We start from the raw sequence: 15,165 nt of genomic DNA, 5'->3' as shown, positions 1-15,165 counted from the left end.
CCGATCGCGGTTCCTCGGCAATCGACGATCAAAGGGCGACAAACCGATTTTGCCTGCCTATATGGCAGCCGCGTGACACGCTTATCCCCGGAAGGGCCTATGTTCACCACCCATCCATTCGACGACGACAAGCTGCGTGAAGAATGCGGCATCTTCGGTGTATCCGGCGCGGACGGCGCTGCGGCGCTCGTGGCGCTCGGCCTCCATGCGCTCCAGCACCGCGGTCAGGAAGCGGCCGGCATCTGCAGCTGGGATGGGGCGATGTTCCATACCCAGCGCGCACAGGGCCATGTCGCCGGCAATTTCGATCGACCCGAAATCATCGAATCGCTGCCCGGCGCCACCGCCTGCGGCCATGTCCGCTATTCGACCACCGGCGAAACGTCGAACCGCAACATCCAGCCGCTCTATGCCGAACTGGCGTCGGGCGGTTTCGCGGTGGCGCATAACGGCAATCTTTCCAACGCCATGCGGCTGCGCAAGGATCTGGTCCGCACCGGATCGATCTTCCAGTCGACCAGCGACACCGAAGTCATCATCCATCTGGTCGCCACGTCCAATTACCGGACGCTGCTCGACCGGTTCATCGATGCGCTCAAGCAGGTCGAAGGTGCCTATTCGCTGATCTGCATGACGCCCGAGGGGATGATCGCCTGTCGCGATCCGCTCGGCATCCGGCCGCTGGTGATGGGCCGGCTGGGCGATGGGGCCTATATCTTCGCCTCCGAAACCGTCGCGCTCGACGTAGTCGGGGCAGAGTTCGTGCGCGAGGTCGAACCGGGCGAGCTGGTCATCGTCAAGAATGGCGAGCTGCGGTCGATCCGTCCGTTCGCGCCGCTGTCCCCACGCCCATGCATCTTCGAATGGGTCTATTTCTCGCGCCCCGATTCGATCTCCGAAGACCGCTCGATCTATTCGGTGCGCAAGGCGATCGGTGCCGAACTGGCGCAGGAAAATTCGGTCGACGCCGATCTGGTCATCCCGGTCCCCGATTCGGGCGTTCCTGCCGCGATCGGCTATGCACAGGCGTCGGGCATCCCGTTCGAACTGGGCATCATCCGTTCGCACTATGTTGGCCGCACCTTCATTCAGCCGGGCGACAAGGTCCGGCATCTTGGCGTCAAGCTGAAGCACAACGCAAACCGCAAGCTGATCGAGGGCAAGCGCATCATTCTGGTCGACGATTCGATCGTGCGCGGCACCACCTCGCTGAAGATCGTGCAGATGATGCGCGATGCCGGCGCGGCAGAGGTGCATATGCGCATCGCATCGCCGCCGACCCGGCACAGCTGCTTCTACGGCGTCGACACCCCCGAACGCGCGAAGCTGCTGGCTGCCAAGTACGACCTGGGTGGGATGACCGACTATATCCAGGCCGACAGCCTCGCGTTCATCTCGATCGACGGTCTGTATCGTGCGCTCGGCGAAGCCAACCGCACCTCGGTCCGTCCGAAATATTGCGATGCCTGCTTCACCGGCGATTATCCGACGCCGCTGACCGATCAGGACGAGACCAGCTCGGTCGATCAGTTCGCGGTTCTGGCCGAACGGGTCGGATGACGGAGCGTCTGAAGGGGCAGCTGGCCCTCGTCACCGGTGCCAGCCGCGGGATCGGTGCCGCGACCGCCATCGCCCTCGCGGCGGAGGGTGCGCACATCATCCTGACCGCGCGGACCACCGGCGGGCTGGAGGAGGTCGAGGACGCGATCTACGCAGCCGGCGGATCGGCGACGATCGCGCCGATCGACCTCTATGATCGCACCGCCATCCCGCAACTGGTGTCGGCGATCGCCGAACGCTGGCGCGCGCTCGACATGCTCGTGCTCAACGCCGGCGCGCTCGGCACGCTGGGGCCGGTGCCGTCGTTCGACCTGAAAGAGTTCGACAAGGTGATGACGCTCAACGTCACCGCCAATGCCGCGCTGATCGCCGCCTTCTCGCCGATGCTGCGGCTGGCGCGGTCGGGCAGGGTGGTCGGCGTCACCTCGTCGGTCGGGGCCGCGCCGCGTGCCTATTGGGGCATGTACGGCGCGTCGAAGGCGGCGTTCGACAACATCATCGCCAGCTACGGGCTGGAAATGGCCAACATCTCTCCGGTCCGCACCGCGATCGTCGATCCCGGCGCGACCCGGACGAAGATGCGCGAGCGCGCCTATCCCGGCGAAGACCCGCAAAGCGTCAAGCCGCCCGAGCGGGTCGCCGATGCGATCGTCCAGCTGATGACCGACGGTTTCGATAGCGGCACCCGTATCCGCGTCGACTGACGAAGGTTCCGAACCCCTGCAAAAACATATAGTTGGTTTTTGCCGGGGCCGGGTTTCGGTTCGCTCGTTGTCCGGCGGCTGCGCGTGCAGCTTGCCCTTCGAGGAGCCTTGACATGGCCGTTAAATTCGCCGGAACGATGAACGCGATCAATCGCGGACTGGACGATACCAAGCCCGCCAAGGGCGCGACGATCATCGAGGATTGGGAAGCAGCGCTGGCCGACACCGACGTGTCGGGTGCCAAGGGTATCCTGCGCGACCTCGCCTCGTTGCGCAAGCAACTGGAAAAGGACGCGCCCGACAGCGACCGGGTCCACGACCTGCTCCACCGTCTGGGTGCCGCGACGACCAAGATCGCCGAAAAGGCGGACAAGTCGCAGGACAAGTTGCGTGCACTGGGCGAAGCATTGAGCGAAGCGGGCGAAGAGTCGCCCGACGAGGCCGAAGACACTGAAGCCGCAGCCGCCCCGAAGCGGGCCCGCAAGAAGGCGTGATACTGGGGGCGGCGGGTCGCCTCGGCTCGCCGCCCTTCCTTTTGCGCTTTCCTACAAGGGCGCGGATAGGATTACTGTACTGTCCGTTCGTGCAGAGTAGAGACCGAGCGAAGTCGAATGCTCGTATCGAAGCATGCCTAGTGCCGCTTCGATCCGCTCCTCCGACTTCGCTCAGCGCCATTCGGGACGATCGGTCCGTTCGCTCTTTGAACCAGCCAAAACCACTTCGCGCAAACAACGCGGCAAGTGTGACCTTTGTGACCTTTGGCCGTTCAGGGCTGAACGGTCGGCGTCCACGGCCGCTCGCGGAACCACTTGGTGACGATGTATTTGGTCCCCTCGACCACCGCCATGCCCTCATGCAGCGTCGACAGGTTCGGGCTGCCATCGGCGTTCATGTTGTTCCACGCGACCAGCATGCCCGGCCGCGGATTGAAGCGGACCCCGGCGACCGGAAACCACGTCGCGCCGCCCTGTTCGACCTCGTTCAGATAGACCATCGCCGTCCAGGTCCGCTGCCCGCCCTGCACCGCCATCGGCGCCCAATAATGCTCGTTCTCGTTGAAATAGTCGGCATGCGCCCGAAATTGCTGGCCCGGCGCATAGCGCTGCCCCTGCATCGTCTCGCCATATTCGGGCGGAATGCCCAGCAGGTGCGCGATCCGTTCGTCGATCGGCTGCAGGTCCGGATGCCAGCGATCGAGATCGCAACTGTCCGACGTACGGAAGTTTGGGTCGTTGCTGCTGGTCAGCAACGTCGATTTGCGCCGCCCGGCATCGATCGTCGCCATCAGCAGGTCGCATTCGTCCTCCGACAGGAAATCGGGGAGCGCGAACAGCACCGCCGCGTCGGTCTTGGCGCGACGGATGCCGGGGATCGCGGCCAGCGTCGCCTCGACGCTGCGGCCCCATTCGGCACGGACGGGGGAGGGGCTACCGGCGGCTTTACGGATCGGCGTGTTCATGGCCTTCGTTCAACCAGATAGGGCGAAAGGTGTCGAGGGGGACCGGTCAGTGGTCCGCCGGCGTCTCCATCAACTCGATCAGCACCCCGCCCATGTCGCGCGGATGGACGAACACGATCAACGTCCCATGCGCCCCGATGCGCGGGCTGCCCAGCACCCGCGCGCCCCTGGCGGTCAGGTCGGCGATCGCGACATGGATGTCGGCCACCTCGAAGCACAGATGATGCTGCCCACCCGCCGGGTTCTTGGTAAGGAACCCCGCGATCGGCGAGCTGGCGTCATACGGCTCGATCAGCTCGATCTGGGTGTTCGGCGCATCGATGAAGCACATCTTCACCCCCTGCGCTGGCAGATCGAACGGCTCGCCGATCGCGTCCGCGCCGAGCAGATCGCGATACATCGCAACGGATGTTTCGATCGACGGCGTAGCGATGCCGACGTGGTTCAGGCGACCGAGGGTCATTACAGGCTACTCCAGAAGGCACCGGCTATCATGGCAAGGCTCGCCAGCACGCCGATCCATGCCAATCGGATCAACCGTCGCAAAATGCGGTTTGAACCTGCGCGCATCACCGGACGGAAACGCGTCCGCTGCAGGAAAGCAAGCGTAAGTATAACAACCGAGCCGAACAACAGAAATGCTGCGATATTGCCGACCGTCGCAAGCGTGTCATTGCTCATAGCGGAATATTGTCATGCTTCTTCCACGGGTTCTCGAGCTTCTTGTTCCGTAGTTTGCGCAGCCCCAACGCCACCCGCCGCCGCGTCGAATGCGGCAGGATCACCTCATCGATGAACCCCTTGCTAGCGGCGACGAACGGGTTGGCGAAGCGCGCCTCATACTCGGCGGTGCGTGCCGCGACCTCCTCCAGGTCCTTCGACCGGAAGATGATCTCGACCGCGCCCTTCGCGCCCATCACCGCGATCTCGGCGGTCGGCCACGCATAGTTCAAATCGCCGCGCAGATGCTTCGACGCCATCACGTCATACGCGCCGCCATAGGCCTTGCGGGTAATGACCGTGATCTTGGGCACCGTCGCCTCGGCATAGGCGAACAGCAGCTTCGCGCCATGCTTGATGATCCCCGAATGTTCCTGTCCCACGCCCGGCAGGAACCCCGGCACGTCGACGAACGTCACGATCGGAATATCGAACGCGTCGCAGTAGCGCACGAACCGCGCCGCCTTTTTCGATGAATTGATGTCGAGACACCCGGCCAGCACCATTGGCTGGTTGGCAACGATGCCGACGGTGCGCCCCTCGATCCGGCCGAAGCCGATGATGATGTTGCCGGCATGGGCCGGCTGAAGCTCGAAGAAGTCGCCATTGTCCAGCGTCCGCACGATCAGCTCGTGCATGTCATAGGGCTGGTTGGCGCTGGGCGGGATCAGCGTGTCGAGGCTGTCCTCCAGCCGGTCCCACGGATCGTCGCTCGGCCGTGTCGGCACGCCGCTGCGGTTGTTGGCGGGCAGGAAGTCGACAAAGTCGCGCGCCGCCAGCAGCGCCTCGATATCGTTCTCGAACGCGCAATCGGCGACCGACGACTTGGTCGTGTGCGTGATCGCGCCGCCCAGTTCCTCCTGCGTCACGACCTCGTTGGTGACCGTCTTCACCACGTCCGGCCCGGTCACGAACATATAGCTCGAATCCTTCACCATGAAGATGAAGTCGGTCATCGCGGGCGAATAGACCGCACCGCCTGCGCACGGCCCCATGATCAGCGACAGCTGCGGCACCACGCCCGACGCCAGCACGTTGCGCTGGAACACCTCGGCATAACCGCCCAGCGAAGCGACGCCCTCCTGAATGCGCGCCCCGCCTGAGTCGTTCAGGCCGATGACCGGCGCGCCGACCTTCATCGCCATATCCATGATCTTGCAGATCTTCTGCGCATGCCGTTCCGACAGCGACCCGCCGAACACCGTGAAGTCCTGGCTGAAGACATAGACCAGCCGGCCGTTGACCGTCCCCGATCCGGTGACCACCCCGTCGCCGGGAACCACCTGATCGGGCATGCCGAAATCGACGCAATTATGTTCGACATACATGTCGAGTTCCTCGAACGACCTATGGTCGAGGAACACGTCCAGCCGTTCGCGCGCGGTCAGCTTGCCCTTGGCATGTTGCGCCGCGACCCGCTTTTCACCGCCGCCGGCACGCGCCGCCGCGCGTCGTTGTTCCAACGCTTCGAGTGCTCCGAGCATCGTCTCTCCTTGGCCCCTTCATGGGCGTTTCCGCCCTTGTGCCAGCAGGACGCGGCAAAGCGCAACATTCTTGCGTCAGCCGAACCGATAGCCCGAAACGACCCAGCCCATCACCGTGTCGCGATAGTCGCAGACCGCCGGATCATCGCCGCCGGCACCCAGCGCGACCATCAGCGGCAACAGATGCTCGGCCTCCGGGTGCGCAAAACGGGCATGGGGCAGGGCTTCCCAATCGGCCACCCGGGCCGCACGCCGCGCCGGATCGGCATCGGTCACCGCCGCCGTCAACGCCCGATCCCATTCGTCGGCCACCGGCGTGACCGACGGCCCCCGCGCCCGCAAATTATGAAAGCTCATCCCCGACCCGACGATCAGCACCCCTTCGTCGCGCAACGGAGCGAGTGCCCGGCCCATCGCGATGTGTGCCGCCGGATCGAGCGACCGGTCGAGCGACAATTGCATCAGCGGGAGTTCGGCATCGGGCACCGCGACCATCATCGGAATGAACACGCCGTGATCCCATCCGCGCCCGGCTTCCTCCGCCGTCGCGAAGCCCGCAGCTTGCAACAGCCCCGCCGCCCGCCGCGCAACGTCGGGCGCACCGGCCGCATCCCAGCGCAGGTGATAGGTATGTTCGGGAAAGCCGTAATAATCGAACAGCAATTCCGGCCGTTCGCCGACATGCACGGTCGGCACCGGTGCCTCCCAATGTCCCGAAATCATCAGGATCGCGCGCGGCCGTTCGGGCAGCGACGCGATCAGGCCGGCCAGATAGGCCTGCATCGGCCGCCACATCGGGTCGGGCGCTTCGCCGGGGTTCAGGAAGAAGCAGGGGCCGCCGCCATGCGGCACGAACAAAGATGGTAAGGTCATGGGAGCGAAGATCGCGTCGCGCCGATCGACCGACAAGATCGCGGGGGGAAACGACCCGTTTCCTGATCCATGGGGTTGGCGTGGCCGCGTGATCCTCCCTACAAGGCCGACGCCATGACCCGGTTCACCGTCAACAACCTGCCGCAGGAATATCGGCTCGACCCCGAAACGCCGTTGCTGTGGGCACTGCGCGACGTGTCGAACCTGACCGGGACCAAATATGGCTGCGGCACCGGCCATTGCGGGGCGTGTACCGTCGATATCGACGGACGCGCGGTAAAGTCGTGCCAGGTGACGATCGGCAGTATCGAGGGCACGTTCGTTACCACGATCGAAGGGCTGGCGCGCGACCGCAGCCACCCGGTACAGGCCGCGTTCCTGGCAGCACAGGTCGTGCAATGCGGCTTCTGCATTCCCGGCTTCGTCATGGCGACCGCCGCGCTGTTGCGCGCGAACCGCGATCCCGACGAAGCGACGATCACGGCCGCCCTGACCAATTTGTGCCGCTGCGGCATCTATCCCCGGCTGGTCGATGCGGTGCGACAGGCCGCGGCGGCCGCGCGGGGCGACGCGACGCTCGCACCCCCGCCGCGACCCGGCATCGATCCGGCCGAGGCAGCGCGAGAAACACCGGCACTGACGCCGCCCAAACCATAGGCGCTTATTCTTTCAATCGGCTGTCATCGCCGTTCAGCCACGGTTGATCGCATCCGTCGTATGCCGGCACCATCGAAGCCGGCGACATCCGGCGGTGGAGGGAAGCCGAGATGAAGAGCCGTTTCCTGCTGGCGTTGCTGAGTGTGACCGCACTGGTCCCGAGCGCCGCGATGGCACAGCCCGAGCGCGAGGGGCGGGGGCCCCGCATGCGCGAGCGGATCGAACGCGGACCGGGCGGCGAGACGCCGCAGGCACGCGCCGAGTTCCGCAACGACATCCGGGTCGAGGCACCGGCACCCCGCCCCGAACAGCGCCCCGAACAACGTCGTGAATCGCCCCGGTTCGAACCGCGCGGCGACCAGCCCGATCGCGGTCCCGGTTTCGACCGGCGCGATCCGCCCCGCGATGCGCAGGGCCAGATCGATCGCGACGCGCTGCGCGGTCAATGGCAGCGCAACCAACGCGAACAGCGAGAGGATCGCGGCTGGCGGCGCGGGCCGCAGCCGGGCGAACCCGATCGCGGCTGGCAGCGTCCCGCCCAGCCCAACACGCCCGACCGCTTCGAACGGCGCGACCCGCCGCGCGATGCGCAGGGCCAGATCGACCGCGAGGCACTGCGCCGCGACTGGCCGCGTCGCGACGGTCGCGGCACGTTGGACCGCGATCGCCGGGAACAATGGCGGCGCGAACAGTTGCGTCGCGATCAATGGGATGGCGACGGCTGGGCGCGGCGCGACCGCGACTGGAACCGCGATGGCCGGAACCAGGGCGGGTGGCAACGCGACCGGTGGGGCAATGACGGCCAATGGGATCGCGGCTGGCGGCGCGACGACCGCTATGACTGGAACCGGTATCGCGAACGCAACCGCAGCCTGTACCGCCTGCCGCGCTATTATGCGCCGCAGGGCTGGGGCTATGGCTATCGCCGCTTCGGCGTCGGCGTCCGGCTGAATTCCTTCCTGTTCGGATCGAACTACTGGATCAACGACCCCTTCTACTATCGCCTGCCCGAAACATGGGGGCCGTATCGCTGGGTCCGCTATTACAACGACGCGATGCTGGTCGACATCCGAACGGGACAGGTGGTCGACGTCGAATACGACATCTTCTGGTAAGCGGTCCGCGGCGGGGTGATCCCCCGCCGCGGTTCGTTTGCGCTGGCAATCGCAGCGGCCTTTCCGCAAACCGTATCAAAAGATACGGGAGAGCGATTCGATGGCAGGCGATATCCGGGTGGCGCGCGACGGCGACGTGTTGCGGATCACGCTCGACCGGCCCGACCGGTTGAACGCCGCGCCGCCGGCGATGTTCGAGGCGATCCGCGATGCTCTGGCGGACCTCGATGGTGCGCGCGCGGTGCTGCTGACCGGTGAGGGCCGCGCCTTCTGTTCGGGCGCGGACGTGGCAGCGGTACAGGCGGCCGACGACGGACCGGCGGCGACCCACCATGCGCTGACCCATCACTACAATCCCTGCCTGCAGGCGATCGCGGACCTGCCGGTCTCGATCGTCAGCGCGGTCCGCGGTGCGGCGGCGGGCATCGGGTGCAGCCTCGCGCTCGCCGCCGATTTCTGCGTCGCGGCCGACGACGCCTATTTCCTGCAAGCCTTCGTCAATATCGGCCTCGTCCCCGATGGCGGGGCCAGCTGGATGCTGCCGCGCCTGATCGGCCGGGCGCGGGCGGCGCGGATGATGCTGCTCGGCGAACGCGTCGCCGCCGCGACCGCGCTCGACTGGGGCATGATCCATGCGGTGGTCGATGGCGCGATGCTCGACGATGAAGCGATGGCGCTCGCGCGGCGGCTGGCGGCGGGACCGACGGTCGCGCTCGGCCTGACCCGGCGCAATCTCGCCTACGCGCTCGACCATGACTATCCGGCGGCGATGGTCCGCGAGGCGGAGGCACAGCGCAGCGCTGCCGCCAGCGCCGATGCGCGCGAAGGCACCGCCGCCTTCCTCGCCAAACGTTCCCCCCGGTTCGAAGGCCGCTGACATGACCCACCTCGACTTGCCCCCCCACCGGGCGCTAGGGAAGCACGAATGACCGGCCCGACGATCGATGACTGGCAGAAGCTCGCCGCGCGTGAGGTGAAGGACGCCGATCTCACCTGGCACACGCCGGAGGGGATCGCGGTCAAGCCGCTCTACACCGCCGCCGATGCGCCCGACCCCGGCCTGCCCGGTTTTGCGCCGTTCACCCGCGGGGTGAAGGCGTCGATGTATGCCGGCCGGCCGTGGACGATCCGCCAGTACGCCGGGTTCTCGACCGCCGAGGAATCGAACGCCTTCTATCGCCGCAATCTGGCGGCGGGGCAGAAGGGGCTGTCGGTCGCCTTCGACCTCGCCACGCATCGCGGCTATGACAGCGATCACCCGCGTGTGGCGGGGGACGTGGGCAAGGCGGGGGTCGCGATCGACACGATCGACGACATGAAGATCCTGTTCGACGGCATCCCGCTCGACACCATGTCGGTCAGCATGACGATGAACGGCGCGGTGCTGCCCTGCCTCGCCTTCTACATCGTCGCCGCCGAAGAACAGGGCGTCGGCCCCGAAAAGCTGTCGGGCACGATCCAGAACGACATCCTCAAGGAGTTCATGGTCCGCAACACCTATATCTATCCGCCCGAGCCATCGATGCGGATCGTGTCGGACATCATCGCCTATACCGCCGAGCACATGCCGCGCTTCAACAGCATCTCGATCAGCGGCTATCATATGCACGAAGCCGGCGCGACGGCGGTGCAGGAACTGGCGTTCACGCTGGCCGACGGCATGGCCTATGTCCGCGCGGCGATCGAGCGCGGGCTGGATATCGATGCGTTCGCCGGGCGGCTGTCCTTCTTCTTCGGCATCGGTATGAATTTCTTCATGGAGATCGCCAAGCTGCGCGCGGCGCGCATGCTGTGGAGCCGGATCATCGCCGATTTCGGCGGTTCGCCCCGCAGCCAGACGCTGCGCACCCATTGCCAGACCAGCGGCGTCTCGCTTACCGAGCAGGACCCCTACAACAACGTCATCCGCACCACGATCGAGGCGATGGCCGCCACCTTCGGCGGGACCCAGTCGCTCCACACCAACTCGCTTGACGAAGCCGTTGCCCTGCCCACCGACTTCTCGGCCCGCATCGCCCGCAATACGCAGCTGATATTGCAGGAAGAGACCGGCATGACCCATGTCGTCGATCCGCTCGGCGGCAGCTATTATGTCGAGGCGCTGACCAACGAACTCGCCGCAAAGGCATGGGCGCTGATCGAGGAGGTCGAAGCGGCGGGCGGCATGATCGACGCCGTCAACAAGGGCCTGCCCAAGGAGCATATCGAACGCGCCGCCGCCGCCCGGCAGGCCCGCGTCGACCGGGCCGAGGACGTCATCGTCGGCGTCAACAAATATCGGCTGGCCGAGGAGACGCCGATCGACATCCTCTCGATCGACAATGCGAAGGTCCGCGCCGACCAGATCCGCCGGATCGAGCAGGTCCGCGCGAACCGCGACGAAGCCGCGACGCAGGTGGCGCTATCGGCGTTGCGCGAGGGTGCCAAGGGCGACGCGAACCTGCTGGCGCTGTGCGTCGCCGCTGCCCACGCCCGGGCGACGCTCGGTGAAATGTCGGCGGCGATGGAGGTCGCCTTCGGTCGCCACGCGGTCTCGGTAACCCCGGTCAAGGGGATCTATGGTCCCGCGCATGCCGGTGACGAAGGCTGGGCACGCGCGGGTGAGGGCGTCGTCGCCGTCGAACGGCGGCTGGGCCGCAAACCCCGGATGCTGGTCGCCAAGATGGGGCAGGACGGGCATGATCGCGGCGCGAACGTCGTCGCCAGCGCCTTTGCCGATCTAGGGTTCGACATCGTGTCGGGTCCATTGTTCCAGACGCCGCAGGAAACCGCGCAACTGGCGATCACCGAAGGGGTCGATATCGTCGGTGCCTCCAGTCTTGCCGCCGGTCACAACACGCTGATCCCCGAACTGATCGCGCAACTGGCCGATGCCGGTCGCGCCGACATCCGGGTCATCGCCGGCGGGGTCATCCCGCCACAGGATTATGCGCTGCTCCGCGACGCCGGGGTGGCGGCGATTTTCGGACCGGGTACCAATCTGGTCCATGCAGCGGCGGAGGTGCTGAAACTGCTCGGCCACAACCTCCCGCCGGTCGGAGAAACTGTCGAATGAATGTGATGACTGCTTCGGTTGCCCCCATCGATGGACCTACCCCCGCGCAGGCGGGGGGCCAGGGTAACGAGCGCGATACCCTGGGCTCTGGGCCCCCGCCTGCGCGGGGGCACGCCGAAGAAGTTCGGCGTGACTGGACCCGCACCGAAATCGCAGACCTGTTCGACCTGCCGTTCGACGAACTGATGTTCCGCGCGCAGACCGTCCACCGCGCGCACCACGCCATCGGGCAGGTCCAGCTCTGCACTTTGCTGTCGATCAAGACCGGCGGCTGTCCCGAGGATTGCGGCTATTGCTCGCAATCGGCCAGTGCCGACACGCAGCTGAAGGCCGAAAAGCTGATGGACGTCGACGCCGTCCTTGCCAGCGCGGCACAGGCCAAGGCGGCGGGATCGCAGCGTTTCTGCATGGGCGCGGCATGGCGCAACCCCAAGGACCGCGACATGGACCGGATCGTGGCGATGGTCGAGGGTGTCGCCGCGATGGGCATGGAAACGTGCATGACGCTCGGCATGCTGACCCCGGATCAGGCGCAGCGGCTGGGGCAGGCGGGTCTCGATTACTACAACCACAATATCGACACCTCGCCGGAAAACTACGCCAACGTCATCACTACCCGGACGTTCGACGACCGGCTCGACACGCTGGAACATGTTCGCGAAGCCGGGATCAACGTCTGCTGCGGCGGGATCGTCGGCATGGGGGAGACCCGCGCCGACCGGGTCGGTTTCGTCCACGCGCTCGCCACGCTGCCCCGCCATCCCGAAAGCGTGCCGGTCAACGCGCTGGTCCCGGTCAAGGGCACGGTACTCGGTAATATGCTGGCTGACACGCCGCTCGCGAAGCTCGACGATATCGAATTCGTCCGCACGGTCGCCGTTGCGCGCATCACCATGCCGCTGAGCATGGTTCGCCTGTCGGCGGGGCGCGAAAGCATGTCGGATGCGACGCAGGCGCTGTGCTTCATGGCCGGTGCCAACTCGATCTTCACCGGCGACCGGTTGCTTACTACGGGCAACGCCGGCGACGACGCCGACGCCGCGCTGCTGGCGAAGCTTGGGCTGACGCCGATGGCGGCGGAAGAACCGATGCGGAAATCCTCATGCTGCTGACCCTGCTCCTCGCGGCCGCCGCCGCACAGGGCGGCTGCGCCAGCGCCACGACGCAGGTGGACATGAACCGCTGTGCACAGGCGGCGTTGCAGCGCGCCGACGCGGCGATGACCCGCGAATGGCAGGCGAGCTATGCGCGGATGAAGGCGCAGGACGCGGCGGATACCTCGCGCGGCGGTGGCTTCGGCTATGCGGCGGCGGCACTCGCCAGCCAGCGGGCATGGCTGAAGTTCCGCGACACGCAGTGCGTCCTCGAAGCGGGACGCTATGCCGGCGGATCGATGCAGCCGCTGGCGCGCGCCAACTGCCTCGAACGACTGACGAAGGAACGGGCGCAGCAGTTGCGCGATCTGCGCCGCGAAACATGATGCTGACCCCGGACAAACGGGGCGGACAGGAGAGCGAGTTGTTCAAAAAGATTCTGGTCGCCAATCGCGGGGAAATTGCCTGCCGCGTCATGCGCACCGCCAGGCGGATGGGGATTGCGACCGTCGCGGTCTATTCCGATGCCGACGCCCGCGCACCGCACGTCCTGATGGCGGACGAGCGCGTGCGGCTGGGGCCGGCACCCGCCGCGCAAAGCTATCTCGTGCCCGAACTCATCCTTGCCGCCGCGAAGGCGACCGGCGCGGACTGCGTCCATCCCGGCTACGGATTCCTGTCGGAGCGCGAGAGTTTCGCCCGCGCCTGCGCCGATGCCGGCATCACCTTCGTCGGCCCGCCGCCGAACGCGATCGCCGCGATGGGCGACAAGATCGAATCGAAGAAACTGGCGCAAGCCGCCGGCGTCAACGTCGTGCCCGGCTTTCTGGGTGAGATCGCCGATACCGAGGAAGCGGTGCGCATCGCCGGCGATATCGGTTATCCGGTGATGATGAAGGCGTCGGCCGGCGGCGGCGGCAAGGGGATGCGCCTAGCGTGGAGCGAACAGGACGTCCGCGAGGGCTTCGAAGCGACCAAGCGCGAGGGACTGGCCAGTTTTGGCGACGACCGCGTCTTCATCGAGAAATTCATCGAAAGCCCGCGCCACATCGAAATTCAGGTGCTGGGCGACCAGCACGGTACCATCGTCTATCTCGGCGAGCGCGAATGCTCGATCCAGCGCCGCCACCAGAAGGTCGTCGAGGAAGCGCCGTCGCCCTTCGTCACGCCCGCGATGCGCAAGGCGATGGGCGAACAGGCCGTCGCACTGGCCCGCGCGGTGGGCTATTATTCGGCGGGCACCGTCGAACTGATCGTCTCGGGCGCGGACGTGACGGGGGAAAGTTTCTACTTCCTCGAAATGAACACCCGGTTGCAGGTCGAACACCCGGTGACCGAAGAGATCACCGGCCTAGATCTGGTCGAACAGATGCTGCGCGTCGCAGCCGGCGAACCGCTGGCCTTCGGTCAGGACGAGGTGAAGCTGACCGGCTGGGCGATCGAAAACCGGGTATATGCCGAAGACCCCTATCGCGGCTTCCTGCCGAGCACCGGCCGCCTGACCAGATATAATCCTCCCCGGCACGGGGAGGGCACGCCCCGCACCCGCGTCGACGACGGCGTCGCCGAGGGCGGCGAGGTCAGCATGTTCTACGACCCGATGATCGCCAAGCTCGTCACCTGGGCACCGACCCGTGAGGCGGCGATCGTTGCGCAGGTCGCGGCGCTCGACCGGTTCGAACTGGCCGGGGTCGGCAACAACATCGACTTCCTGTCGGCGATCATGCAGCATCCGCGCTTCCGCAAAGGGGCGCTCACCACCGGCTTCATCGCCGAGGAATATCCCGAGGGCTTTCACGGCGCGCCCGCCGATGAAACGTTGCTGCGGCGGCTGGCCGCGATCGCGGTCGTCGCCGATTGCGAACAGTCGCGCCGCGCCGGCTCGATCGACGGGCAACTCGGCACGGCTATCGCGCCGTCGAACGAGCGCATCGTCACGATCGGCGACCGCCGGTACGCCATCTGCGTCGATGGCTATGATGGCGGCATGCTGGTCCATATCGACGACGCCGCGCCGCTCGATGTCGTGATGCACTGGCGTCCGTCGCAGCGGGTCGTAACCGCGCGCATCGACGGCGAGGAATGGACCGTCCGCATCGCCCGGGCGATTGGCGGTTGGAAACTGACCGCTCGCGGCGGCAGCCATGTCGTCCGCGTGCTGCCCCCGCATATCGCGGCGCTGACGCACCACATGCTTGAAAAGGTCCCACCCGACCTGTCGCGTTTCCTGCTGTGCCCGATGCCGGGCCTGCTCACACGGGTCGAGGTGGCCGAGGGGCAGCGCGTTGAGGCGGGACAGCCGCTGGCGGTGGTCGAGGCGATGAAGATGGAAAACATCCTGCGCGCCGAACGCGCCGGCACCGTCGCCACCGTCCGCCATGCGCCCGGCGACAGTCTGGCGGTCGATGCCGTCATCATGGAGTTCGAATAACGGAACGTTTTGC

The 15,165-nt window shown here is 66.3% G+C and carries 15 protein-coding genes; 10 read left to right on the top strand and 5 right to left on the bottom strand.

All coding sequences use genetic code 11. The annotated features are described in order from the left end of the window. Window positions 1-99 precede the first annotated feature (99 nt). The 3 genes from purF (at window position 100) to ASE90_RS09720 (ending at window position 2,758) form a co-directional block, all read left to right on the top strand. Window positions 100-1,560, top strand: a complete 1,461-nt coding sequence (purF, locus tag ASE90_RS09730; protein ID WP_055999474.1) for an amidophosphoribosyltransferase — start codon at window positions 100-102, stop codon at window positions 1,558-1,560. After that, on the top strand, window positions 1,557-2,264 hold the full coding sequence (locus tag ASE90_RS09725; RefSeq protein ID WP_055999471.1) for an SDR family NAD(P)-dependent oxidoreductase: 708 nt from the start codon (window positions 1,557-1,559) through the stop codon (window positions 2,262-2,264). The genes purF and ASE90_RS09725 overlap by 4 nt, the downstream gene beginning before the upstream one ends. 113 nt (window positions 2,265-2,377) lie before the next feature. After that, complete coding sequence (locus ASE90_RS09720) at window positions 2,378-2,758, top strand: hypothetical protein (protein ID WP_200910852.1); 381 nt, start codon at window positions 2,378-2,380, stop codon at window positions 2,756-2,758. 272 nt (window positions 2,759-3,030) lie between these two features. Here ASE90_RS09720 and ASE90_RS09715 read toward each other — a convergent pair whose 3' ends face one another. The 5 genes from ASE90_RS09715 to ASE90_RS09695 form a co-directional block, all read right to left on the bottom strand. After that, on the bottom strand, window positions 3,031-3,723 hold the full coding sequence (locus ASE90_RS09715; RefSeq protein WP_055999469.1) for a prolyl hydroxylase family protein: 693 nt from the start codon (window positions 3,721-3,723) through the stop codon (window positions 3,031-3,033). Window positions 3,724-3,769: 46 nt separating this feature from the next. Beyond that, window positions 3,770-4,186 carry a methylmalonyl-CoA epimerase gene (gene mce, locus ASE90_RS09710; protein ID WP_055999467.1) on the bottom strand — a complete coding sequence of 139 codons (417 nt, stop codon included), beginning with the start codon at window positions 4,184-4,186 and terminating at the stop codon, window positions 3,770-3,772. After that, a complete protein-coding gene (locus ASE90_RS09705; RefSeq protein ID WP_055999464.1) occupies window positions 4,186-4,404 on the bottom strand; it encodes a hypothetical protein in 219 nt (72 codons plus the stop codon). Before ASE90_RS09705 ends, mce begins: the two co-directional genes overlap by 1 nt. Further along, a complete protein-coding gene (locus ASE90_RS09700; RefSeq protein WP_055999461.1) occupies window positions 4,401-5,927 on the bottom strand; it encodes an acyl-CoA carboxylase subunit beta in 1,527 nt (508 codons plus the stop codon). The genes ASE90_RS09705 and ASE90_RS09700 overlap by 4 nt, the downstream gene beginning before the upstream one ends. Window positions 5,928-6,002: 75 nt before the next feature. After that, window positions 6,003-6,800, bottom strand: coding sequence for a DODA-type extradiol aromatic ring-opening family dioxygenase (locus ASE90_RS09695; protein WP_056000116.1), 798 nt, complete (start codon window positions 6,798-6,800; stop codon window positions 6,003-6,005). Window positions 6,801-6,914: 114 nt separating this feature from the next. Here ASE90_RS09695 and ASE90_RS09690 point away from each other — a divergent pair, with 114 nt between their 5' ends. The 7 genes from ASE90_RS09690 (at window position 6,915) to ASE90_RS09660 (ending at window position 15,152) form a co-directional block, all read left to right on the top strand. Then, the gene (locus ASE90_RS09690; RefSeq protein ID WP_056000113.1) at window positions 6,915-7,457 is read left to right on the top strand and encodes a (2Fe-2S)-binding protein; all 543 of its coding nucleotides are present in this window, start codon (window positions 6,915-6,917) and stop codon (window positions 7,455-7,457) included. Between the two features lie 110 nt (window positions 7,458-7,567). Beyond that, on the top strand, window positions 7,568-8,572 hold the full coding sequence (locus ASE90_RS09685; RefSeq protein WP_055999458.1) for an RcnB family protein: 1,005 nt from the start codon (window positions 7,568-7,570) through the stop codon (window positions 8,570-8,572). Between the two features lie 100 nt (window positions 8,573-8,672). After that, the gene (locus ASE90_RS09680; RefSeq protein WP_055999455.1) at window positions 8,673-9,449 is read left to right on the top strand and encodes an enoyl-CoA hydratase-related protein; all 777 of its coding nucleotides are present in this window, start codon (window positions 8,673-8,675) and stop codon (window positions 9,447-9,449) included. 48 nt (window positions 9,450-9,497) lie between these two features. Then, window positions 9,498-11,627 (top strand): methylmalonyl-CoA mutase, encoded by a 2,130-nt coding sequence (gene scpA, locus ASE90_RS09675; RefSeq protein ID WP_055999452.1) that lies wholly within the window; start codon window positions 9,498-9,500, stop codon window positions 11,625-11,627. A gap of 80 nt (window positions 11,628-11,707) precedes the next feature. Then, window positions 11,708-12,739 (top strand): biotin synthase BioB, encoded by a 1,032-nt coding sequence (bioB, locus tag ASE90_RS09670; protein WP_056000110.1) that lies wholly within the window; start codon window positions 11,708-11,710, stop codon window positions 12,737-12,739. Continuing rightward, on the top strand, window positions 12,730-13,107 hold the full coding sequence (locus tag ASE90_RS09665; protein WP_055999449.1) for a lysozyme inhibitor LprI family protein: 378 nt from the start codon (window positions 12,730-12,732) through the stop codon (window positions 13,105-13,107). The genes bioB and ASE90_RS09665 overlap by 10 nt, the downstream gene beginning before the upstream one ends. Beyond that, window positions 13,107-15,152 carry an acetyl/propionyl/methylcrotonyl-CoA carboxylase subunit alpha gene (locus ASE90_RS09660; protein WP_056000107.1) on the top strand — a complete coding sequence of 682 codons (2,046 nt, stop codon included), beginning with the start codon at window positions 13,107-13,109 and terminating at the stop codon, window positions 15,150-15,152. The genes ASE90_RS09665 and ASE90_RS09660 overlap by 1 nt, the downstream gene beginning before the upstream one ends. Window positions 15,153-15,165 lie beyond the last annotated feature (13 nt).

This window comes from Sphingomonas sp. Leaf67 (genome assembly GCF_001421965.1).
Taxonomy (GTDB): Bacteria; Pseudomonadota; Alphaproteobacteria; order Sphingomonadales; family Sphingomonadaceae; genus Sphingomonas.
The sequence above is the reverse complement of the archived record's forward strand: the minus strand, read 5'-3'. Positions and strand labels throughout refer to the sequence as shown.